17 protein-coding genes are annotated in these 22,717 nt (G+C 53.0%); 7 read left to right on the forward strand and 10 right to left on the reverse strand.

The features are described 5' to 3' along the window. Window positions 1–94 precede the first annotated feature (94 nt). The 3 genes from CAG65_RS20720 to CAG65_RS20730 form a co-directional block, all read right to left on the reverse strand. Complete coding sequence (locus CAG65_RS20720; protein ID WP_161454857.1) at window positions 95–1,537, reverse strand: ATP-binding protein; 1,443 nt, start codon at window positions 1,535–1,537, stop codon at window positions 95–97. Between the two features lie 2 nt (window positions 1,538–1,539). After that, window positions 1,540–2,268, reverse strand: a complete 729-nt coding sequence (locus CAG65_RS20725; RefSeq protein WP_161454842.1) for a response regulator — start codon at window positions 2,266–2,268, stop codon at window positions 1,540–1,542. A 157-nt stretch (window positions 2,269–2,425) separates the two neighbouring features. Continuing rightward, window positions 2,426–3,901 carry a protein adenylyltransferase SelO gene (locus CAG65_RS20730; protein ID WP_161454843.1) on the reverse strand — a complete coding sequence of 492 codons (1,476 nt, stop codon included), beginning with the start codon at window positions 3,899–3,901 and terminating at the stop codon, window positions 2,426–2,428. Window positions 3,902–4,698: 797 nt separating this feature from the next. On the opposite strand from CAG65_RS20730, the gene katG reads away from it, so the two are divergent. From katG to CAG65_RS20755, 5 genes are all read left to right on the forward strand, one after another. After that, window positions 4,699–6,873, forward strand: a complete 2,175-nt coding sequence (gene katG / locus CAG65_RS20735; RefSeq protein ID WP_161454844.1) for a catalase/peroxidase HPI — start codon at window positions 4,699–4,701, stop codon at window positions 6,871–6,873. Between the two features lie 337 nt (window positions 6,874–7,210). Continuing rightward, entirely contained in the window at window positions 7,211–7,945 is a 735-nt protein-coding gene (locus CAG65_RS20740) for a response regulator transcription factor (RefSeq protein ID WP_161454845.1), read from the forward strand. Then, a complete protein-coding gene (locus CAG65_RS20745) occupies window positions 7,946–9,586 on the forward strand; it encodes an ATP-binding protein (RefSeq protein ID WP_161454846.1) in 1,641 nt (546 codons plus the stop codon). A gap of 106 nt (window positions 9,587–9,692) precedes the next feature. Further along, the gene (locus tag CAG65_RS20750; RefSeq protein ID WP_021703992.1) at window positions 9,693–10,691 is read left to right on the forward strand and encodes a DUF2860 family protein; all 999 of its coding nucleotides are present in this window, start codon (window positions 9,693–9,695) and stop codon (window positions 10,689–10,691) included. A 122-nt stretch (window positions 10,692–10,813) separates the two neighbouring features. Then, a complete protein-coding gene (locus CAG65_RS20755; RefSeq protein WP_161454847.1) occupies window positions 10,814–11,908 on the forward strand; it encodes a PKD domain-containing protein in 1,095 nt (364 codons plus the stop codon). Window positions 11,909–12,006: 98 nt separating this feature from the next. Here CAG65_RS20755 and CAG65_RS20760 read toward each other — a convergent pair whose 3' ends face one another. The 7 genes from CAG65_RS20760 to CAG65_RS20790 all read right to left on the reverse strand — a co-directional run bounded on the left by CAG65_RS20760 (window position 12,007) and on the right by CAG65_RS20790 (window position 19,816). Continuing rightward, window positions 12,007–12,855: an ABC transporter permease gene (locus CAG65_RS20760; RefSeq protein ID WP_161454848.1), complete on the reverse strand. Its 849-nt coding sequence runs from the start codon at window positions 12,853–12,855 to the stop codon at window positions 12,007–12,009. Between the two features lie 3 nt (window positions 12,856–12,858). Beyond that, window positions 12,859–14,139 carry an ABC transporter permease gene (locus CAG65_RS20765; RefSeq protein WP_161454849.1) on the reverse strand — a complete coding sequence of 427 codons (1,281 nt, stop codon included), beginning with the start codon at window positions 14,137–14,139 and terminating at the stop codon, window positions 12,859–12,861. Then, complete coding sequence (locus CAG65_RS20770; protein ID WP_161454850.1) at window positions 14,136–15,281, reverse strand: ABC transporter ATP-binding protein; 1,146 nt, start codon at window positions 15,279–15,281, stop codon at window positions 14,136–14,138. The genes CAG65_RS20765 and CAG65_RS20770 overlap by 4 nt, the downstream gene beginning before the upstream one ends. 80 nt (window positions 15,282–15,361) lie before the next feature. Then, a complete protein-coding gene (locus tag CAG65_RS20775) occupies window positions 15,362–16,276 on the reverse strand; it encodes a dihydrodipicolinate synthase family protein (protein ID WP_161454851.1) in 915 nt (304 codons plus the stop codon). Between the two features lie 60 nt (window positions 16,277–16,336). Next, window positions 16,337–17,311, reverse strand: coding sequence for an ornithine cyclodeaminase family protein (locus tag CAG65_RS20780; RefSeq protein ID WP_161454858.1), 975 nt, complete (start codon window positions 17,309–17,311; stop codon window positions 16,337–16,339). A gap of 46 nt (window positions 17,312–17,357) precedes the next feature. After that, a complete protein-coding gene (locus CAG65_RS20785; RefSeq protein WP_161454852.1) occupies window positions 17,358–18,434 on the reverse strand; it encodes an ABC transporter substrate-binding protein in 1,077 nt (358 codons plus the stop codon). 125 nt (window positions 18,435–18,559) lie between these two features. Continuing rightward, window positions 18,560–19,816: an NAD(P)/FAD-dependent oxidoreductase gene (locus tag CAG65_RS20790; RefSeq protein ID WP_161454853.1), complete on the reverse strand. Its 1,257-nt coding sequence runs from the start codon at window positions 19,814–19,816 to the stop codon at window positions 18,560–18,562. Window positions 19,817–19,927: 111 nt separating this feature from the next. On the opposite strand from CAG65_RS20790, the gene CAG65_RS20795 reads away from it, so the two are divergent. Beyond that, entirely contained in the window at window positions 19,928–20,929 is a 1,002-nt protein-coding gene (locus CAG65_RS20795; protein ID WP_161454854.1) for a 4-hydroxyproline epimerase, read from the forward strand. Window positions 20,930–20,941: 12 nt separating this feature from the next. Beyond that, complete coding sequence (locus CAG65_RS20800; protein WP_161454855.1) at window positions 20,942–22,462, forward strand: aldehyde dehydrogenase (NADP(+)); 1,521 nt, start codon at window positions 20,942–20,944, stop codon at window positions 22,460–22,462. Window positions 22,463–22,717 lie beyond the last annotated feature (255 nt).

Below are 22,717 nucleotides of genomic sequence, written 5' to 3' on the forward strand. Positions count from 1 at the left end.
GCACAGGCTTTCATGCCCGTTCATCCGCAAGTCTATCCAACTCAAAAACAAACACTGAAACAAACCGTAACCCACAGGTAACAATATTGTTACATTACACTTCCAGGCTAGGTGGGATAAAGACTCGAGCGCGAAGCCCGCCCTGAGGCAGATTGTCGATAATGAGATCTCCGCCGTGTCCATGCAGAATATTGCGGCAAATGCCCAGCCCAAGGCCGTGACCGTTGTCATCCTCAGACAGACGAAAATACGGCTCAAACACCGCTTCGAGTTTACTGTCAGGAATTCCAGGCCCCTGATCAATAATGGTGACGGTCACCCAATCTGGTGTCTCGTCCACCTGAATATTGGCGCGCAGTCCGTACTTGACCGCATTGTCAATCAAATTGGCCAGAACCCGCTTAATGGCCAGCGGCTTCGCAACGATAGGCTCGATTTCAGCCGGATGAAATTCAACCCGGATTTGCTGATGATTGAGCGGCTCAATCACCGACTGTATAACCTCATTCAGGTCAACATACGCATTGTTTTCGTGCAGATCCGTATCTCGAACACACTGCAATGCCGATTTCACCATGATCTCCAGCTCATCAAGATCTTTGTTGAACTTCTCTCGTTTGTGAGCACTTTCCAGTAGTTCGGCTCGCAGCCGCAAACGGGTGATCGGGGTTTTTAAGTCATGTGAAATGGCCGAAAACAGGTGATCCCGGTCGGCCACATAACGCCGGATACGCTTCTGCATCCGGTTGAAGGCGCGAGTCGCCATGACCAGTTCGCTTGCCCCTTCTTCCACCAAGGGGCGTTGCTGGATGTCCATGCTCATCTCATTGGCTGCCTTCGCCAACCGCTTAAGCGGTTTCACTTGACGACGGACCAGCAAATAGGTCAATCCCAACAGCAAGCTGGTGGAAAAGAACAAGAACAGCACTTGCTCCCGACCCAAAATGGTGTCGTCCAGTGTGATATAAGGTGCGGGCAACAGCGCTGCAATGTACAACCATTCATGATCTTTCAGCTCGATCTGAACCACCAGCACTGGCGGGTTAATGGGTGCCAGCGTCAGCGTATGGTGGGCCCAGGATTTAGGTAAGTCGCTCAGATAGATGTCGTTTTTCAGCAAACGCAAGGTTTCCGGACGGGAGAAGTCTACCGACACCGACTGGACATGATTGAGTTTCTCATTCAGCACCGTCCTGATGGCATCGACCGATGCCCGTTTTAGCCTCGTATCGCCGATCGGTTCAACAAGCAGTTTTTCTTTATTGAACGAGACAAAAAAACGTGTTCCGCCCATATTGCGGATCTGATCGAGCACAATGTGGCGATAACGAATTGGCAGAGACTGAAAAAAGTTCACCGTGGAAGCAAACATGTTCGCCATACTCGATGACGCTGAGCGGATACCCGCCAGTTCTTTGTGTTTTGACTCGCTATACCAGATGGCGGTGGCGATGCCCTGCGCGATCACCACCGCCAGCAAGGTCAGCAACAGAGTTCGTGCCACCAAAGAGTTGGGTTTTAAGCTCGGCCAGCGCATCATCAGTGCTCGTAATTGACAGGCACCGAGAGTATGTAGCCGTTACCACGCATGGTTTTGATGTATTGCGGGTATTTACCACTGTCCCCAAGGCGATGACGCAGGCGACTCAGTTGAACATCAATGCCACGTTCAAACGGTAAGGCTTCCCGGCCACGCGTAGCGTAGGAAATGGTGTCCCGGTCGAGTACCTCATTAGGCCGGCTGAGAAACAGCATCAACAACGAAAAATCACTGCCGGAAAGGTCATGCACCTTATGATTGTCCAAGTGCGTGATCTTATGAGCCAGCGTATCCAAACGCCAGTCACCGAAGACGATCGACTTCGGCAACGTATCCGCAACCTTGTCATCCTGACTCTGAACCCGACGCAGCACGGCTTTTATCCGGGCAGTCAACTGACGGGGATTAAACGGCTTTGCGATGTAATCGTCCGCACCAATTTCCAACCCGATAATCTGGTCGGTTTCATCCGACACGGCTGTCAGCATAATAATAGGAACATCTGACTGACGCCGCAATTGCTGACACAGCGTAAAGCCATCGCTGCCCGGTAGCATAACGTCGAGCAAAATGAGATCCGGGTAATCGTTCGTGTTGATATGTGTCAGTAACCCATCACCATCAGCGACACTGCCGACTTCAAAGCCAGCCTTACTCAAGTACTCTTCCAGTAATTCTCGAATATCAGCATCGTCATCGACTACCAAAATACGACTCTGGTTGTGCATGGTTGAATTCCGTTGTTACAACTTATTTACACAGTGTATAGATGACGATGCGACTTGATTATTGATATTTCAGTAAAGTTTGAATTGCGTCTCGCGCGGCTTCACAATTTCTTCATACTCCTCACGGCGCGCCGACGCACATCCCCTTTCGAGACATTTACGATGAACAGCTGATTTCCATTTTCTTGCCCCATTCAGGAGGCAACTGAGCATAATGTTCACACTCAGGCTGAGCGTCGAAAGGATGTCGCAGCAGCCTCGCCAAACGGTTTACTTCGCTGTAATCACCGTCTTCCGCTTTGTCGATAGCCTGTTGTGCCAGGTAGTTACGCAAAATGTATTTAGGATTGACGCTGCGCATCTGGGTACAACGTTGCTGGATCGTCACCACATCACCTTGTTCATCCGTTTCTGCTGCGCAGCGCGCCAGATAGGTATCCAGCCAGTGTCGCGCGGCTTCACGGTCAATAAACAGATCAATCACGCTTTGAGGCTCTGCCTGATCCAATTCCGATAGTTGACGAAAGAAACGCGTGTAATCCACCTTGGTCTGAGTCATTAACTCAAACAGACCGTTGAACAGTTGGCTGTCACCATCCCGTTTATTGAACAACCCGAGTTTGGCACGCATTTTATGGCTGAAATAGTGATTAAGCTGAGGTTCGAACTGGCTGAGCGCGTGGTCGAGATCCTCTCGCTCAATCAGCGGTGACAAAGCATGCGCCAACGCAGACAAATTCCACAAGGCGATACGTGGTTGCTGGTCAAACGCATAACGCCCCTGATAATCAGAATGGTTGCAGATGTAGCCCGGCTCGTAGTCGTCCAGAAACCCAAACGGCCCATAATCAAATGTCTGGCCGAGGATCGACATGTTATCGGTATTCATCACACCATGTGCAAACCCGACGGATTGCCAGTCTGCGATCATTTCCGCCGTTCTGTCGACAATGATGTTGAACATACTGACGTACGGTTTGTTGTCTTCACGACATTGCGGCCAGTGCCATTCGATGACTTTATCCGCCAGCAACCGTTGTTCTTCAAGTTGATTGGTATAAAAGAAATGTTCGAAATGACCAAATCGAATGTGGCTCTCCGCCATGCGGATCAGCAGTGCACCCGGTTCACTTTTTTCGCGATAGACCGGTGTTTCACTTGCCATCATCCCCAGCGCGCGCGTGGTCGCAATTCCCAGTCCGGCCATCGCCTCACTGCACAAATATTCCCGAATGGTGGAGCGCAACACAGCCCGTCCATCCCCCATGCGAGAATACGGCGTTAGGCCTGCTCCTTTCAGATGAATATCAAACACCCGTCCGGATTTACTGGTGATCTCCGCCAGCAGGAGTCCCCGTCCATCGCCCAGGTCTGGGTTATAGACGCCAAACTGATGCCCGGCGTACTTCATCGCCAACGGAAAAAACGCCTCCGGCATCGCTTCTCCGGAGAAGGCATGCAGCAGTTCCGGCGTGTAATTCGGATCGGAAGGCAAGCCAAACTGCGCGGCAAATTGGTCGTTCCACACCACCCAGTGTGTATCGGTCAAAGGTTGTGGATCGACGGGCGTGTAAAAGCTTCGGGGAAGGTCCGCAAAACGATGGGAAAAAGGCAGTGCACTAAACAACGACATGGCGTTTCCATTAACAACAACAGTTAATATAAACGCTAGCACATTTTAGGTAAAGATAACCAGAAAAGCCTTACCAATAAGGAGTTACACAGTAAGTAACCACTAATAGTGTAAGGCTTTCGTTGCGGGTGTTAAATCAGAGCGAAGACACCGACGATGGTCAACAAAGAGAATAGGCACGTACGGCTGATTACTCCAAATTCGCTCGGTTGGATCATTTCTTGATGCTGCATACTATCTCCTCGTTATATTTATTGTGACACCTTAATGACACTATGATGAATTTTTATCCGCAGCTCAAGACACACTAAGATTAAATTTTTATGACATCAGGTAAAAAACTTCACCAAAATGTGGAGCATAGCTCGTTAGTGAGTATACACCCTACCTAAAGTCAACCACCGTCTACTCTGACTTTTTGTTTAGTTTTTAAGACAAGCTGGCGCACAGGCTGAACCAATCAACGGTTAATACACGTTATCACACGGTTCTTTACCCGACTTCGATTTTGCCTATCGATAGTATAGATAAATCGAATTTGTTTTTATCCCATATGTGACTTAAGTTTTTCATAACAAATAAAAAACGTTTTCATGACACGAGAAATAAACGATTACATTTATTCTTTTTTCTCGTAGAGAATCGTGAAAAACAGCACATTTGTCTGATGATATTCAGGTGAAGATTAATCACACTCTTTTGTGTCGCAATGCGTTTATTCAGACCTAAAGGGACGCAGAATATCAAAAAGCTCGACGCTGTGAGTTGTGCAGCATGTCACTCTTAAGGAGATAAAAATGAACAATAAAGGTACGGGTCAAGGCGGTAAATGTCCGGTGATGCACGGGGCACTTACCTCGACAGATAAGTCGGTAATGGACTGGTGGCCAAAAGCATTAAATCTCGACATTCTCAGCCAGCACGATACGAAAACCGACCCTCTGGGAGCGGATTTCAGCTATCGTGAAGAACTGAAAAAACTGGATGTAACGGCACTCAAACACGATCTGAAAGCACTGATGACAGACAGTCAGGAGTGGTGGCCGGCAGACTGGGGTCACTACGGCGGCCTGATGATACGGATGGCATGGCACGCCGCAGGCTCTTACCGTACCGCCGATGGCCGTGGGGGCGGTGCCACAGGTAACCAGCGTTTCGCTCCCCTCAACTCCTGGCCGGACAACGCCAACCTTGACAAAGCGCGTCGTTTACTCTGGCCAATCAAACGCAAATACGGTAACCAAATCAGCTGGGCGGATTTGATCATTCTTGCCGGTAACATGGCGTATGAATCGATGGGCTTTAAAACTTTCGGCTTCGGTTTCGGTCGTGAAGACATTTGGCACCCGGAAAAAGACACTTACTGGGGCTCAGAGAAAGAGTGGCTGGCGACCAGTGATGCAGAAAACAGCCGATACTCCGGCGAGCGCGATCTGGAAAACCCTCTCGCCGCTGTAATGATGGGCCTGATCTATGTCAACCCTGAAGGGGTGGACGGCAACCCAGACCCGCTGAAAACCGCCAAAGACATGCGCGTTACCTTCTCCCGAATGGCGATGAATGATGAAGAAACCGTGGCTCTGACCGCCGGTGGTCATACCGTGGGTAAATGTCACGGTAACGGCGATGCCGCGAACCTCGGCGCTGAGCCTGAAGGCGCTGAAGTGGAAGAACAAGGTCTCGGCTGGAACAACAAGGTTTCTCGTGGTATCGGCCGCAATGCCGTGACCAGTGGTATCGAAGGCGCGTGGACAACGCATCCGACTCAATGGGATAACGGCTATTTCGAAATGCTGTTCAACCATGAATGGGAATTATCGAAGAGCCCGGCAGGCGCGTGGCAATGGGAACCGGTTGATATTAAAGAGGAAGACAAACCGGTAGACGTAGAAGATCCCAGCATCCGCTACAACCCAATTATGACCGATGCGGACATGGCACTGAAAGTCGATCCGGAGTACCGCAAAATTGCCGAACGTTTCCGCAATGATCCGGCCTACTTCGAGGACACGTTTGCACGTGCATGGTTTAAGCTGACTCACCGTGACATGGGGCCGAAAGCACGTTACATCGGTCCGGATGTCCCGGCAGAAGATCTGATCTGGCAAGATCCGGTCCCAGCAGGTCGTAGCGACTACGATGTGGATGTAGTCAAAGCCAAAATCGCGGCCAGTGGCCTGAGCATCTCAGAGATGGTTTCCACCGCCTGGGACAGCGCACGAACGTTTCGTGGATCAGACAAACGTGGCGGTGCCAACGGCGCGCGTATCCGTCTGGCCCCACAGAAAGACTGGCAAGGTAATGAGCCTGCTCGTCTGGCCAAGGTTCTGAACACACTTGGAAACATCGCTGCCGAGACCGGAGCCAGCATTGCCGACACCATCATACTTGCAGGTAACCTGGGCGTTGAACAGGCCGCCAAAGCAGCTGGTTTTGATGTAGCCGTGCCATTCGCACCGGGACGAGGCGACGCCACACAAGAGCAAACCGATGTAGAGTCGTTCGATGTACTGGAGCCACTGGCTGACGGTTTCCGTAACTGGCAGAAAAAGGACTTCATCGTCAATCCGGAAGAAATGCTGCTCGACCGCGCGCAACTGATGGGCCTGACGGCACCGGAAATGACGGTTCTGATCGGTGGTATGCGTGTACTCGGTACCAACCACGGCGGTACGGCACACGGTGTCTTTACTGACCATGTTGGCGCACTGACTAATGACTTTTTCGTCAACCTGACCGACATGCGTTACATCTGGAAACCGACTGGCCGCACTACCTATGACATTTGTGACCGCAAAGACGGCCAGGTGAAATGGACGGCCACTCGCACGGATCTGGTCTTTGGTTCCAACTCGATCCTCCGTTCGTATGCCGAGCTGTACGCTCAGGATGACAGTAAAGGCAAGTTTGTCGCAGACTTTGTTGCCGCCTGGACAAAAGTGATGAACGCCGACCGTTTCGATTTGGTTTAACATCGTCATCCAGAAACTTCGCCCCGTCCTTTTGGCCGGGGCTTTTTTATGGCACCGCCCATACCCTTTACTAGCCGTCCTGAGTGAAACCAGCCTAACCCATTGCTTATTATTATATTTTCCACGCAATCAAGCGAAATGTATTATGATTTTTTATAAGAAACCATTAGCATCAGTTCACACCCCATCCAGACATCATTCTGCACATTGAGCACGTGGCTCATATGCGAACCACAGCGATGCCCCCTGACTGGCATAAATGGTCACAAACCGTCACAGGATAGGATACCGCGCTGAGATACGATACGTTGGTGGCAAAGGTATTTAAGGAAAAAGTATGCAGCCAGAAAATGGTAGCGCCGAAACGAAATACACCATCGCTCTGATCGAGGATGATCTGGAATTGGCGGGTCTCATCAGTGAATTTCTTCAGGCCCATGAGTTTTGTGTTGAGGTCATCAGTGATGGCTTAAACGCTGTCGAGTATATTCTTACTCGCCATCCGGATTTGGTGATTCTCGATATTATGCTGCCTGGTTTATCCGGGATGGATGTGTGTCGGCAGATACGTAACCGCTACAAAGGCATGATACTGATGCAAACCGCTCTGGACGACGATATTGATCAGGTGATGGGACTAGAGCTCGGCGCGGATGATTACATCATTAAACAAGTTCAGCCTCGTCTGCTGCTGTCACGTATCCGCGCGCTGCTGCGCCGGATGAATCGAGCACCTGACGATGAAAGACAAGACAAGTTGGTGGTGGATCAATTGGAAATCGATATTCAGCGCCGTACGGTACGTTTTGAGCAGCAGGCGGTGGATCTCACGACCGCCGAATTTGAGCTATTGTATCTGCTTGCCCAGCATGCGGGGGAAGTAGTGTCGCGTGAAGCGATCATGCAGCATATCCGCGGCTTCGAGTATGACGGCCTCGACCGGTCGATCGACCGACGGATATCGCGACTTAGGCGTTCGCTGTGCGACGATTCAACTTATCCGCAGTTGATCAAAACCATTCGCGGCGTCGGCTATCAATTGTGCGTCTCTGCGATGGCTCAAGCGAGGTGAATGATGTTAAAAGCCTTTTCGATCCTCTGGTTAGCGATTTTTATTCCGTTGATTTTTCTGGTGATGCCAACCGGGTTTGGTCCGGTGAGCTACCTGAGCGAGCGGATGATGTACCGCTTCTACACCCAAGTCTACGACGATACCCTGCGGATTATTCATCAAGAGCTGACTGAGCTACCTCAGGCCCACTGGCCCGGCCACATTGACCAGTTGAGTGAACACTTTGGCTCTCAACTCAAACTGGTGAGCATGGGCGACTACCAACACGACAGTGAGGCGCAGGCCTTGCTGGCCGCCGGTGAGCTAGCCATGGATTACAATGATCCGGTCGCACTGCTTAAACGGATCGAACACAGCGACTGGGTGCTGTATTACGCGATGAACCTGTCGCAGGCAGAGCTGGTTGCAACTCAGTCGCAGGGTGCACTGTATATTTTAAGGCGCTCACTACTGAGATTGCCGCCAGAGCAGTGGGCGGCCTACCTCAGCTCAGTATCAGAAAATCGCCCCTTTGATGCCCGTTTGGTCGAAATCAACGATGTGCCTCTGACCAATCAAGAACTCAGGCGCCTCAATAACGATAAAGTGGTCGGTCACGTGCAGCAAAATGGCGGGATGCTGCTGTACACCCGACTCAATGATCAGTATCTGGTCGGTATTCTCGATGTGCACAGTCAGCATTCTCAACAGCAGTTACAAACCACCTTGATTGGTCTGTTTGTTGTCACTATTTCCGGCGCCTTGTTGCTGTGGCTATTCCCGTTGTGGCGCGATTTACGTCGTCTGGCTAAAACCGCCGGTGAGTTTGGCGAAGGGCGATTGAACCAGCGGGGCAAACTGTCCCGTCTGTCGGTCGTCGCTCAGCTCGGCAGCGCGTTTAACACCATGGCAGACAACATCGAAAAGCTGATCAATGGACATCGGGAGCTTACCAATGCAATTGCTCACGACTTGCGTACGCCGCTTTATCGCCTGAGATTCGCATTTGAAATGCTGTCCAATGACGGCATTAGCCACGATCAAAAAGAAAATTACCAGAAAATCATCAACAACAGCATTGATGACCTCGACCATCTGATTAACCAGACTCTGGTTCTATCACGCTACAGCATGAACAGCCAAACCAGCCAGATCCAGCACTGCCCGCTGCCCGCCTTATTAAAAAGAGAGCTGTCCATGTTCGCGGATGAATGGCCAGAGCTGGACGTCAATCTTACCTGCCCCGACAGTCCACCGGATCAGACCATCGCCGTTGATCAGCGAGCGATGTTGCGGGCGCTGAATAACCTGCTGAACAACGCCAGTCGCTTCGCCCGCAGTCAAATCAGGGTGCGTTTATATCGACAGGATACCCATTGGATATTGGTGGTCGAAGATGACGGCCCCGGGATTCCGGAGAGCATGCACGCACGTATATTTGACCCCTTTACCCAGGTGGACAATCAACAGCGTGATACCCGACAGGGACACGGCCTTGGCCTGGCGATCGTACGCCAGATCGTCCTGCTTCATCAGGGCGATGTCACGCTGGATCGTTCTTCGTTGGGAGGCGCCCGTTTTACACTCCGCTGGCCCGCGGCTCTATCGCCACAATCCACCTCCGGCGACCACAAAACGGCAACGTCAATTCAACAGCCCTGATATATGGTGGTGTCCAACTTGGTCACAATGTGTCCCACAGTTGGTCTGTTGATTCCCACTCAGCCGCTTAGCATGGTACCTGACACACTAACTTGTGAGGAAAACCATGAAAGTTGCACTTTGGCTGGCCCCGACCCTTGGGCTGCTCTGCGCGGGTGTTAACGCCCGCCCTTCCCCCGAAGAAGACATGACACCAGGCTGGGGCGGCACCATCAGTGCCAACGGCTTTGTGATCCATCAACGCTCTCAGTTTAACACCGATGATGACAACGCCATTACGAAAGATCTGAACAATCGCGGTCAGGCGGTAACGCAGTACCAAGCTATTCCGTTAGGGCGGCTGCACTACACCACCGCCAGTGGTAGCACCCAGTTTTTTATTGGCCAGAGTAAAGATCAGGTCATTGAGGGTCAGTTGCAGGCAGAAGCAGGGATCACTCAACGCCTTGGCCGTTTCGGTACGCTGACAGTAGCGTACTTTCCCAAACTCCCCGGAGTCAGTGAAACCTGGCGCGATCCGTTTCTCACCAACGCAGAGCGTGACGCCACGGATGTTTCCACGCACGGTGGCCGCATCGCGTTTTCGCCGGCGTTTATTCCACTCACTTTCCGTTACGCCTATGTCGACTACCAACTGGATGACGAGGACTCAGGAAACAGCCTGTTGATTTCGTCATCTGAACGTAAAGCCCTGGTGCGTGACAGCGACTATCATCAGGCAGCGATTGAGTTCCCGATCCCGCTCAGTCGTCAGATAACTCTGCTGCCAAGGCTCAACTACACATTCCGTCAGGCCGAGGGGGATGCAAATGACTTCAACGCCTGGGGCTATCAGCTCGGTCTCAATATGGACTTCGGTCGCCACAGCCTCAATACCGTACTCCGCTACTCCGATCAGGACTATCAAAACCACCATCCCGTGTTCGGTCAGGAACGCGATGCGACCCAATGGAGCGCCAGTTTGCTCTATCTCTATCACGCACCATTTGGCTGGCAAAATGCCTACCTCAACCTGCTCAGCTCAGCAGAGCAAACCGACAGCGATATTCGTTTCTACCAAAGTCAGGGCTATTACCTGTCTGCCGGGATCGGTTATCGCTTCTGAGCATCACAGACCGTGTGTGAGGTGGTCACAAAGCGTCACATACGGTCAAACTATCACCACAGCGTGTTCTTGGGCGCTCCCTTACCCTGTAGTCAATACAACAAACTATTAACGAGGCACTTATGACATCTATTCCTTTTCAGCGTCAGTTGATGGCCGGAACCGTACTGGCTCTGGCACTGCTCTCTGGTTGCAATTCCGGCTCCAGTGATGCGAAAAAACTGACCAAACCGACCGTGAACGCCGGACGTGATCAACTGTTGACTCTCCCCCTCGAGCAGATAGCCCTTGATGGGAAAGTCAAAAGTCACCTGGAAGCGTTCGACATTGAAAAAATTCGCTGGAGTCTTGATTCCGGCCCTCAGCCCGTCACTATTCTTGACAACGATCGCGAAGATGCCACCGTACTCAATGTCACTATGGCGGGCACCTACATCTTCAAGCTATGGGCCGAAGATTCAGCCGGCCGTGACAATTCAGACACCGTCAAAGTAGTGGTCAACGCAGCGACAGAGAATGCCTCGTCTGCAGCCACGGCCCGTCATCAATCCCGTTCGTCGTCCGTGTTCCTGTCCGACACAGTAGCCTCGCAAGCCGTGGTTGAATCCTATCTTCTCAATCACACCTTTACGCCAGCGGCAAGCGATGCGCCTATGCTTTCATGGGGAAAAACTGAACAAAATCTTGGTATTGTTCAGGTGCATCATCTTGATCAGCAAAGCCGGGATCACATCAATCAACAGCTAGACAGTATGGTGAATGCGCTGTCCGACAGCGATGCCATTGTAGTCGATCTGAGCGGTAGTCAAGGTGGCTCATATCTGACTGCACAACGCGTGGCTGAGCGCTTTTTTGATACCACATTGCCGGTATTCAGCCTGGAAAGCGGCCAAGGTAACGTGTACACCGTGAACGTCACGCCGGCAGCGTCTCGTCTCGAACAGACCAACATTTACCTGATTACAAACGGCAATACTGCTGGCGCCGCAGAAGCATTAACGCTGGCCATGACCTTGTTGCCACAGGTTGTGCATCTTGGCGAGACTACACAAGGACGCGACCTTGAACCGGTAGCGTCCGGCACCACACCGGACTACTGGCTACTTAACCTCAACGGAGAGCGTCTGGGCCAATCAGGCATCACCCCTTATCTGGATTTGGCCGATGAGCCGTCGCCGCACCGTGCTGCCTACGAGTGGATCAACCAGCGACATTAAATATAGAAAAAGCGCCCCGAGTCACCAGGGGCGCTTGAGGCCAAGCAAAGCATTATGGGTATCCTGGACGTGGTCACTTTACGCTGACGACCCCTAAATTATTCCGCAACTCCCCGTATTCTGGCGTTGCGCCGACGCAGCAATTCCAGGGTAACCAGCAATAATACCGACATCAGAATCAACATACTGGCCACCGCCAGAATGGTTGGGCTGATCTGCTCCCGGATCCCTGACCACATTTGTCGTGGCACCGTTTTCTGCTCAGCACCAGTGAGAAACAGGGCCACCACCACCTCATCAAACGACGTACCAAACGCAAACAGAGCACCGGATATCATTCCCGGCCGAATCAGGGGTAACGTCACGTGACGGAAGGTGTATACCGGCCCAGCTCCCAGGCTGTATCCGGCTTTGACCAGTGTGTGGTCAAAGCCACTTAAGGTCGCGGTCACCGTGATGACCACAAATGGCGTACCGAGCGCGGCATGCGCCAGAATAATTCCGACGAATGTCTGAGAAATACCCAGCCGGGTATAAAAGAAGTACATCGCTGCGGCGGAGATAATGAGCGGCACAATCATGGGAGAAATCAACAACGCCATGATGGTATTACGCAGTGGCAGACGGCTGTTGGCCAGCCCCATGGCCGCCAGAGTGCCCAGTACCGTTGCAATCAAGGTAGCCGCCAAGGCAATGAAAGTGCTGTTTTTCAGCGCCAGCAACCACTGCTCACTGGTCAACATGGCCTGGTACCAGCGCAATGAGTAGGCGTCGGGATCTAAATTCAGCATCCCCTCGGTAAACGTAAAGTAAGGTGTGGCATTGAACGACAGCGGTACAATGATCAAAATCGGCGCAATCAAAAACAGCAACACTGCGGCACAAAACAGCAAATAGATGTAATAGACAACGCGCTCCGTGGCGCTGGCATAGGTAGGTAACGTCATCTCTTAGCCTCCCACTTTAAGATTGTTTATCCCGACCAAACGGTTAAACAGATAAAAAAGCAGCAACACCACCAACAGTAGTAAACCGCCCAAAGCCGCGGCCATTCCCCAGTTGAGTGAAGTCTGCATATGGTAAGCAATCATATTGGAAATCATCTGGCCACTGCGCCCCCCCACCAACGCCGGTGTGATGTAAAAGCCGATAGACAAAATAAAGGTCAACAGAGCGCCTGCACCAATACCAGGCAGCGTCAGTGGCATGTAGACACGAACAAACGCCAGCAGCGGTGTTGCGCCCAGCGAACGAGCCGCGCGAAAATAGCTCGGGCTGATGCCTTTCATTACGCTATACAGTGGTAAAATCATGAACGGCAACAAAATATGCACCATGGATACTATGGTACCGAAGGTGTTGTGGATCATCTGAATCCGTTCGCTGGTGAGGCCACTCCAAATCAGCAAATCATTGATCACTCCCTGATTTTGCAATAGCACGATCCAGGAGGTCGTGCGCACCAGCAAAGAGGTCCAAAATGGCAACAGCACCACAATCATCAGCAGGTTGGCTTTCCGATCCGGCAGATTGGCGAGCAGGTAGGCCAGTGGGTAGGACAGCAATAAGCAAATCACGGTGATCGTCAGCGACATCCAGAAGGTTTTGTAGAACAGTTCCAGATAAATCTGACGCGAAGGCGGCTGGTCGACCACGTTCCCTTGATCGTCAACCTTGTAATCGAGCGCTGCCAGGTAATGGTTGGCGGTATACACTGAGCTGAGGTTCTTGAATGCCGACCAGTAACGAGGCTGGGACCACCGCCTATCCACAGCGGCCAGCTCAGCGACAGATGCGGGCAAGTCACTAGCGGCAGAGAGCTTTCGTCCAGTTTTCATCAACAAAGAACGCATGCCGGACACTTCGACGTTCATCCGGTTAGCCAGCTTGGGCAAGGTTTTATCCTGATAATGTGCCCGCAACTCGTTCGCCAGTGCGACGGCCGTTGTGTCTTGCGGTAGCCCTTGATAGGACCAGTGTTGTAAAGACGTCATGGTCTGCGGGAACGCACCGGGAAGTTCCTGATTGTCGACGCTGCGATACAGCATTTCCACAATCGGAAACGCAAACGTCACCAGAATAAAGCAGACCAAAGGGAGGGTCAGAAGAAGAGAGCGGATCTGCTTGCGACGTTCAGCACGTTGCAACTGGCGGCCCAGATCAGGCTGATGTTCAGAGATCGGCTGGCCGATGGCCGCTACCGATCTTAGCGTGGTCAACTCGCGACTCATGTCGCCACCTCCTGAGCCAGACTTCGTACCTGTTGAGGTTTATCCAGACTGGCGCAATCCAGCGCGTGACAGTCCTGACTGTGCCAGCCAATACGGCAAATGTGTCCGGGGATAAGCGGCTGCGTATCACGGGTATTATTGGGCACTTTCAACACCAGCACACCCAGAGAAGCGACTTCAACCACCAACCGGTAGTGATCCCCATGATAGATCTGCTCGCGCAGACATCCTTCGACCAGATTGTCACAACCATCACGCTCTGGCTGAATGGAAATTTTTTCCGGCCGGACTGACAAAACGGTCTCCTGCCCCGGCGTGTCAACGCACACCCGACGCGCACGAAGCCGGTAATCCCCCGCAGACACCGTGCATACATCGCCCTGAAGCTGCTCGACCGTCGCACACAGCTGATTATTTTCACCAATGAACTGCGCGACAAACGCGTTGCTCGGTGATTCATACAGCTCGGTGGGTGTGGCCAGTTGCTGCACGGCACCGTCATTAAAGACCGCAATCCGATCAGACATGGTGAGCGCTTCAGTCTGATCGTGGGTCACGTATAAAATCGTGATGCCGAGTTTTTCATGCAGATGTTTGATTTCCATCTGCATCTGTTCTCGCAACTGCTTATCCAGCGCGCCCAGTGGCTCATCCATTAATACCAGTTTGGGTTCAAACACCAGTGCACGCGCAAGGGCAACGCGTTGCTGCTGACCCCCAGATAACTGTTTGGGATAGCGGTTAGCGACATGTGCCAGCTCCACCATGTCCAGTGCTTGCGTCACTTTTACATGCACCTGCGAAGAACTGAGTTTGCGCACTTTGAGCGGAAAGGCCAGGTTTTCCGCAATGGTCATGTGAGGAAACAGCGCATAGTTTTGAAACACCATACCGATATCACGTTTGTGCGGTGCCAGGTGATTGACCGCCACACCATCAATGTAGATTTCACCACCGGTGGCGGTTTCAAACCCCGCTAACATCATCAGACAAGTGGTTTTTCCGGACCCGGACGGCCCCAGCATGGTGACAAACTCGCCGGGCGCGATATCCAGATTAAAATCTTTGACCACCAGGTTTTTGCCATCGTAGGTCTTTTGTACGTGCTGAAAACACACGTAATTTTGTTGGGTTGTGTTCATGTCGTCTTCCTTCCTGTTGTCAGTACCGTCGGACTTTCTGAAAGGGGCGCCAGCGGCACCCCATTCATTGGCATTTCGCCTTATAGGTTGTACTTGGAAAGATCCGGACGTGTGGCGATAGCCTGTTCCACTAAGGCAATCACTTGTTGGCGCTCAACCCCCTGAAGAAGTTGTCGCGGCGCGCGGACTTGCTCCGAGCCACGGCCACACACTTGCTCGGCCAGTTTGATGCACTGAACCAAAGTCGGAATGGTGTCCAGTTTCAGCAATGGCAGGAACCAACGATAGATTTCCAGCGCCTCGGCATAGCGCCCCTGGCTGGCAAGCTTATAGATCGCCACGGACTCTTCCGGGAAGGCGTTGGTCAGACCGGAAATCCAGCCGGTGACGCCCAGCATAAGCGACTCCAGAGCAATATCATCAACGCCGCTGAACACTGTGAAACGATCGTCAAAACGGTTGTACAGCTCGGTAATACGACGCGTATCCGTTGTCGACTCTTTCACGGCGACGATGTTATCCAGCTCAGCCAACTGAGCCATGATGTCGAGATTCACATCCACCCCGTAAGCCACCGGGTTGTTGTAAATCATGATCGGCATCTCCGGCGTCGCCTGTGCGAGCGTGCGATAGTACGCCAGCGTTTCACTGTCTGATGTGCGGTACACCATGGCAGGCATCACCATGCAACCGTCAATGCCAATATTCAGTGCATCCTGCATGTATTTCACTGAGGCTCCGGTGATCGATTCTGCGGTTCCGGCAATCAAAGGAACCCGGCCGTTCACCACTTCTTTAGCGGCCTGTAGAACCTGGCGTTTCTCTTCCGGGTAAAGAGCGCAATTCTCTCCCACGGTGCCAAGACAAATAATGCCGTTCACACCATCGTTGATCTGATTGTCGATCACGGTTTGGGTAGCATCGAGGTCAATCGACTGATCCTGACGAAACTGAGTACTGACAGCGGGGTACACACCTTTCCAATCTACGTTCATTAGTTTTCTTCCATATGTATATTGTATGCAATTTTGCAAGACGAGCGAAAATGCTCAGAGTTATCCGGCGTTCAAACCGGACGAATGTTTTAATACCGCCTTCACCGCGGCCAGGTCAGCCAGCGCACTGCCGACGGATTTGTATAACGTCACTTCTTGCGTGGTCTGACGACCATTTACAGTAGCGGCGCACAACTCGGGCAGCTCGCCGCAGATATCACCAGCATCAAACACGCCTTCATCGATGGGGATCAGCAGATCACCAGCCTCAGCCAATACGTTGATCCGGCTGTCCACGTAAACCCGGGAACGAATCACGACCTGAGTATCGCACTCGCGCTTATCCCGGTCGTGATTGCCGATCAGGTCCACGTGGGTGCCGGCCCGAACACACGCCCCATCAAACAGAGGATCAGCAGCCCCTGTGACACAGGATATGATGTCGGCTTCCTGCACCGCAGCCGTCATGTCTTCAACCATGCTGACGCTGAATTGGCGCTCCGGTGGCAAAGCACGATATTCATCGCCGGACAAGATACGGTCTACGGCAGCCAGAGCCTTGTGCCGATCCCGTCCCCACACCTGTACCTGTTTCAGCGGACGAACCGCAACATAGGCCCAGGCCACGTAGGCGGCCAGGTTTCCAGTGCCACAGATCAACAGCCGCTCCGCATCCTGGCGGGCCAGGTAATCGGCCGCGAGCGCTGACGCGGCCGCGGTGCGCCAGTACGTGAGCACTTTCCCGTCCACCAGCGCCAAAGGCTCTCCATCGCCGCGACGAAACACCAACAACTTGGATGACAATACCTCCTTACCCTGCGCCGGATTTTGCGGCAGATAGGTAAAGGCTTTGACGGTAATTAACTCCTCATTCCACGCTGGTAATAATGCAAAGGCGTCATGGCCGCCCTCTTCCAGCGGCATTACCCGACGCTGTGGAATGGTTGCCGGCCGGGCGTAGGTCGCACGCATAACCTCAATCAGTGAAGTCATGGTCAGGCTGTCTGCCACTTGTCTGGCATCAATGGTTATCATGTGTCCTCCCGGGCGCTGCATCGCAGCGCCATTGATGGTTTTGGGGTTAATTGAGCAACCAGGTGTTGAATTCTTCATTCAGTTCATCGGCATAATCTGACCACCATTCGTCGTTCATCAGAAACGCGGTGGCAAAATTGTCTGGTGCGGTCGGCAGATTGGCTAAAATGGTCGGGCTGACATAAGCCGCTGACGATTTTCGAGTGGGTCCGTATGCCACGTACTTCGCTTGCTCTGCCAACGGCTGCGTCCCGGACGAAAATGCAATAAAGTCACGCGCCAGCTTGGCATGACGGCTGCCTTTGGGAATTGCCCAACCGTTCATGTACCCCATCTGGTGATCCCAGATGATGCGAAATGGCTGGCCTTCATCCTGACGTGCATTGTGAATTCGGCCGTTAAATGCCGACGCCATCACCACCTCTTTATCCGCCAGCATTTGTGGTGGCTGTGCGCCAGTGGTCCACCACAACACGTAAGGTTTGATGGTATCGAGTTTGGCAAACGCGCGGGCCCGGCCCTCCGGTGTCTCCAGTAACGGATACACCTTATCCGGGGCGACACCATCCGCCAGTAACGCCCATTCCAGATTTCCCTGCGGCTGCTTTTGCAATGCCCGGCGCCCCGGGAAGCCGTCGATATCAAACAGGTCGGTGAGTTTGGATGGCATAGTTTTGCCTTTGAAAGCGTCTTCATTGACCGCTAGTACGGTCGAGACCACGATGGTATTGACGGCACATTCATGGATCGCGCCGGGAATAAAATCTTGCTCGGCTGGGGTGCCATCAGCTCCCGCAGGCAGGATGGACGGATCAACTGGCTCAAGCAGACCTTCAGCACAGCCGCGAACAATATCCGGCTTGTCGAGCGACACCAAATCCCAGCGAACATTATTGGCTTCGACCTGCGCTTTGATCTCGGCTAAACCGCCACTGAAATCTTCCGAGACAATCTCCACACCAGTGTGTTCGATAAACGGCTTATGGTAAGCCTCGACCTGGCTTTTGGTAAACGCCCCGCCCCAGGAAACCACCGTCAGTTTCTCTTCCGCCGATACGCTACCAGCGCCCAACAGCATACCTGAAATCAACATGGCAACCGGTGCCAGAGTCATTCGTGACATGTTTTGCTCCTTTTCGTGTTGTTCAGAGAGGCATCTTGTTACCGCTGTCAGACGCGCTCGCTTGTTAACCTTTTATTAACATAAACACCAAATATATTTTATACAATATTTAATTTTAAGATTTTCTAAGCAAACCGCTGGAGTGTGAACGGCGCCACATCCAACGCTGGAGTGTCATCATTTACCATCGCTGCAATCAAATCAGCGGTAATCGCCGCCTGAGTCAACCCCAGATGTTGATGGCCAAACGCCAGTAAAATTCGGCCGTCAAAACACTGATCGATAACCGGCAGAGAGTCACAGGTCGACGGCCGGTTACCCATCCAGGTGTCGCCTTTTTGCTCTGGGCTGAGGCCTTGCTCCAGCAGCGTATCCGCCATCGAAAGCAGCATATCGGCACGGCGCATATTGGCTGGCGCATTGATATCGGCATACTCGACCGTACCAGCCAAACGCAAACCGCCGGTCATCGGGGTCATAATAAATTTTCGATCGGCAGAGCTGATCGGAAACGGCAATACCGGCGCCGGGTTAGATACCATCAGGTGATAGCCGCGCTCGGCTTGCAGCGGCACCCGAACTCCTGTTAAATCCCGAACCAAAGGCGCTGAGTAAGCGCCGGCGGCGATGATCACCTTGTCGCAGGTAACCTGTCCACGTTCTGTCAAAAGCGTGCCGCCGGGGCGAATCTTCATCACTTCACACGCTTCCACGCTCCCTCCCAATTGGAGCAGCGCCCGTTCCAGTGTTTTACACAAATGGTAAGGCTCAATGCTATGACCGGTTTGAGGGAAAAACACCCCCGCATGCACCTGATGACTGAGCGCTGGGACCCGTTCCCGAATGTGCTCAGCCGACCAGATTTCGCACGCGACACCCGCCGCACGCAACGCTTTGAGCGTGGGTTGATAACGTTGAAAGAGTCGTTCACTTTCAAACGTGAGCAGCGAACCGTCCATTTTGAGCAGCTCGCGCCTACCGATGGAATCGAGCAACGTGTACCAGCTTGCCACCGCTTTCTGATTCAGGCCGATCAACGCCTGAGTTGCGCGCGCCGTCGCCTTGGGTCTCGCCTGGAACAAAAAGCGCAGCATCCAGCCCAGAGTTTTCGGCAAGTCCTGCCAACGGACAGACACCGGTCCATCAGAAGCCCACAGCATCTTAGGCAATTGCGGCAGCAAGCCCGGAGTCGCCAGAGGAAAGATCTGCTCAGTGGCAATGTGTCCGGCATTGCCTTTTGAACAACCATTACCCGCGCCATGAGGGTCAAACAAGGTCACCTGATAACCTTGTTGTTGCAGTTTCAGACCAATGGCCAGACCAATCACGCCAGCCCCGACTACACCTATGGTGCCTTTTTTCGTCTCACCCTGATTCATCATGAGTTTTGCTCCGCATCACACTTCATAAAATAAATTGTATAAAATATATTTAACATCACGATAACATTGATAAGGTGTAGTTCAATCGATTTCTTATTCAAGGAGCTGAAAATGAGACAGGGGACCTTTTTCTGTATCGATGCCCATACCTGTGGCAATCCGGTACGTTTGGTCGCGGGCGGCGTTCCGCCTTTGCAAGGCAACACCATGAGCGAAAAGCGCCAGTACTTCCTTGAGCATTACGACTGGATTCGCCAGGCACTGATGTTTGAACCCCGCGGCCATTCGATGATGTCAGGTTCTGTGGTGCTCCCTCCTTGCAGCGACAATGCCGATGCCGCCATTTTGTTCATTGAAACCAGTGGCTGCCTGCCGATGTGCGGCCACGGCACCATCGGCACGGTCACCGCCGCACTTGAGCATAAACTGATTCATCCCAGACAACCTGGACGCCTGATCCTTGATGTCCCGGCCGGTCAGATTGAGGTTCACTATCAGACACAAGGTGACAAGGTCACCTCAGTGAAAATCTTTAATGTCCCGGCTTATCTGGCCCACCGCGATGTCAAAGTCTATGTCGAGGGACTGGGTGAGATCAGTGTCGATGTGGCCTACGGCGGTAACTACTACGCCATCGTGGATCCGCAATCTAACTTTCCCGGCCTTGAACACTACTCGCCGGACGAAATCCTGATGCTCAGCCCGAAAGTTCGTCTGGCCGTCTCTGAAACGGTGCAATGCGTACACCCAGACGATCCCACCGTGTGTGGCGTCTCCCATGTGCTGTGGACCGGCGCCCCGACTCAGGAAAATGCCACCGCGCGCAACGCGGTGTTCTACGGCGACAAAGCCCTCGACCGTTCACCGTGTGGTACGGGCACCAGTGCTCGCATGGCGCAATGGCATGCCAAAGGGCGACTGGCTGAGGGAGACAATTTCATTCACGAGAGCATTATCGGCAGCCTGTTCCATGGCCGCATCGAAGGCACCACGCAAGTCGGCGATCAACCGGCCATTCTGCCAAGCATCGAAGGCTGGGCACAGGTCTACGGACACAACACCATCTGGGTCGACGACGATGACCCATACGCCTATGGCTTTGAAGTGAAATAACAAGGATTGACCATGACCACTAAGACCCATTTTCAGGCCGTCAATGCATTTGACGGCACACTCCTGCCCGGCGATTTTCCGGTGCACGGTAAGAGCGATGTTGATCAGGCGGCGAAGGCGGCGGCCGGTGTCGCCCGTTTTTTCCGCCAGACCAGTGATCATAGCCGTGCTGAGCTATTGCGCTGTATCGCTGCCCAACTTGAATTACAGCAAGACGCGATTGTTGAGCGGGCCCATTTGGAAACCGCCCTGCCGCATGCACGCCTGAACGGCGAGCTCGCGCGGACAACTCACCAACTCCGCTTATTTGCAGAGGTCGTGATCGCAGGCCACTGGCATCAGGTCATCATGGATACGCCGGATAGCCAACGCCAACCACTGCCCAAGCCCGATATCCGCCGACAACAGGTTGCGCTCGGTCCGGTTGCGGTATTCGGTGCTTCCAACTTCCCGCTGGCCTTTTCCACCGCTGGTGGTGATACCGCGTCGGCGCTGGCAGCTGGATGCCCGGTGATTGTCAAAGGACACACGGCACATCCCGGGACCAGCGCGATGGTCGCGGAATGTATCCACCGGGCACTGGAAGAAAAAAACCTCCCCCACGAGATTTTCACTCTGCTACAAGGTGTGGAGCGTGAGCTGGGCCAGTCTCTGGTCAGCCATCCGGCCATTAAAGCGGTCGGGTTTACCGGCTCTGTCGCGGGTGGCCGCGCGCTGTTCAACCTCGCTCAGCAACGTCCGGAGCCGATTCCCTTCTATGGTGAACTGGGGGCGATTAATCCAACGTTTCTTCTGCCAGCAGCGCTTGAGTCCAACCCGGAACTGGCGCAGCAGTTCGTCCAGTCGATGACACTCGGCTGTGGTCAGTTCTGCACCAAGCCCGGCGTGGTTTTTGTCCTCAACAGCCCGCAGGCACAGGCCTTTATTGAAACCGCGCAAACCCTGATCCGTCGGCAACCCAGTGTCACCCTGCTCACCCAAGGGATTGCTGACAGCTACCGCCAATACACGACCCAGCGCGCAGCCGATCCCGGTCTGAGCGTATGCACCACACCGGAAGCCGCCACTGATATTGCGCCTATGCTGTTTGTCACCTCCGCCCAACAATGGCAGCAAAACCCGCAATGGGAAGAGGAAATCTTCGGCCCGCAGTCGATGATTGTCGTCTGTGATTCTACCAAGGAAATGCTGACGCTGGCTCAATCACTGACCGGATCGCTGACCGCGACACTGCACGCTGCTGAAGCCGATTTTCCGTTGGCGGCACAATTGCTGTCCAGGCTGGAAGAGCTGGCCGGACGCATCGTCTTCAACGGTTGGCCAACTGGTGTCGAAGTCGGTTACGCCATGGTTCACGGCGGCCCCTACCCGGCCTCGACGCAATCGGCCTCGACATCCGTGGGCGCCGAAGCCATCCATCGCTGGTTGCGACCGGTCGCTTATCAATCGCTGCCGGACGCACTGCTGCCTGAGGCACTGCAAAGTGACAATCCGCTGGCGCTCGTTCGTCAGGTTGACGGCCACTTCGATTAAGCCGAACAAACAGGCACTAGTTGGGTGTAATTCACCACACATCACTAAGCCCGCATACATTGCGGGCTTTTCATTGTTTGCCTTTTAAGCATTTCAAACGATTTCGCTTTAAAACTTATAATGTTGAAGAAATGCCCAACAAGGGCGACTTATGAAAATGTTTAAACCCACCCGCTCTGAATGTGGTGGCCGGCGCACAACAATAAAAACAAGTCAGCGCGAGAATAAAACGCTCCATGTGCTTTCTTGTGATTG

This window comes from Vibrio sp. V39_P1S14PM300 (genome assembly GCF_009904765.1).
GTDB classification, from domain to species: domain Bacteria; phylum Pseudomonadota; class Gammaproteobacteria; order Enterobacterales; family Vibrionaceae; genus Vibrio; species Vibrio proteolyticus.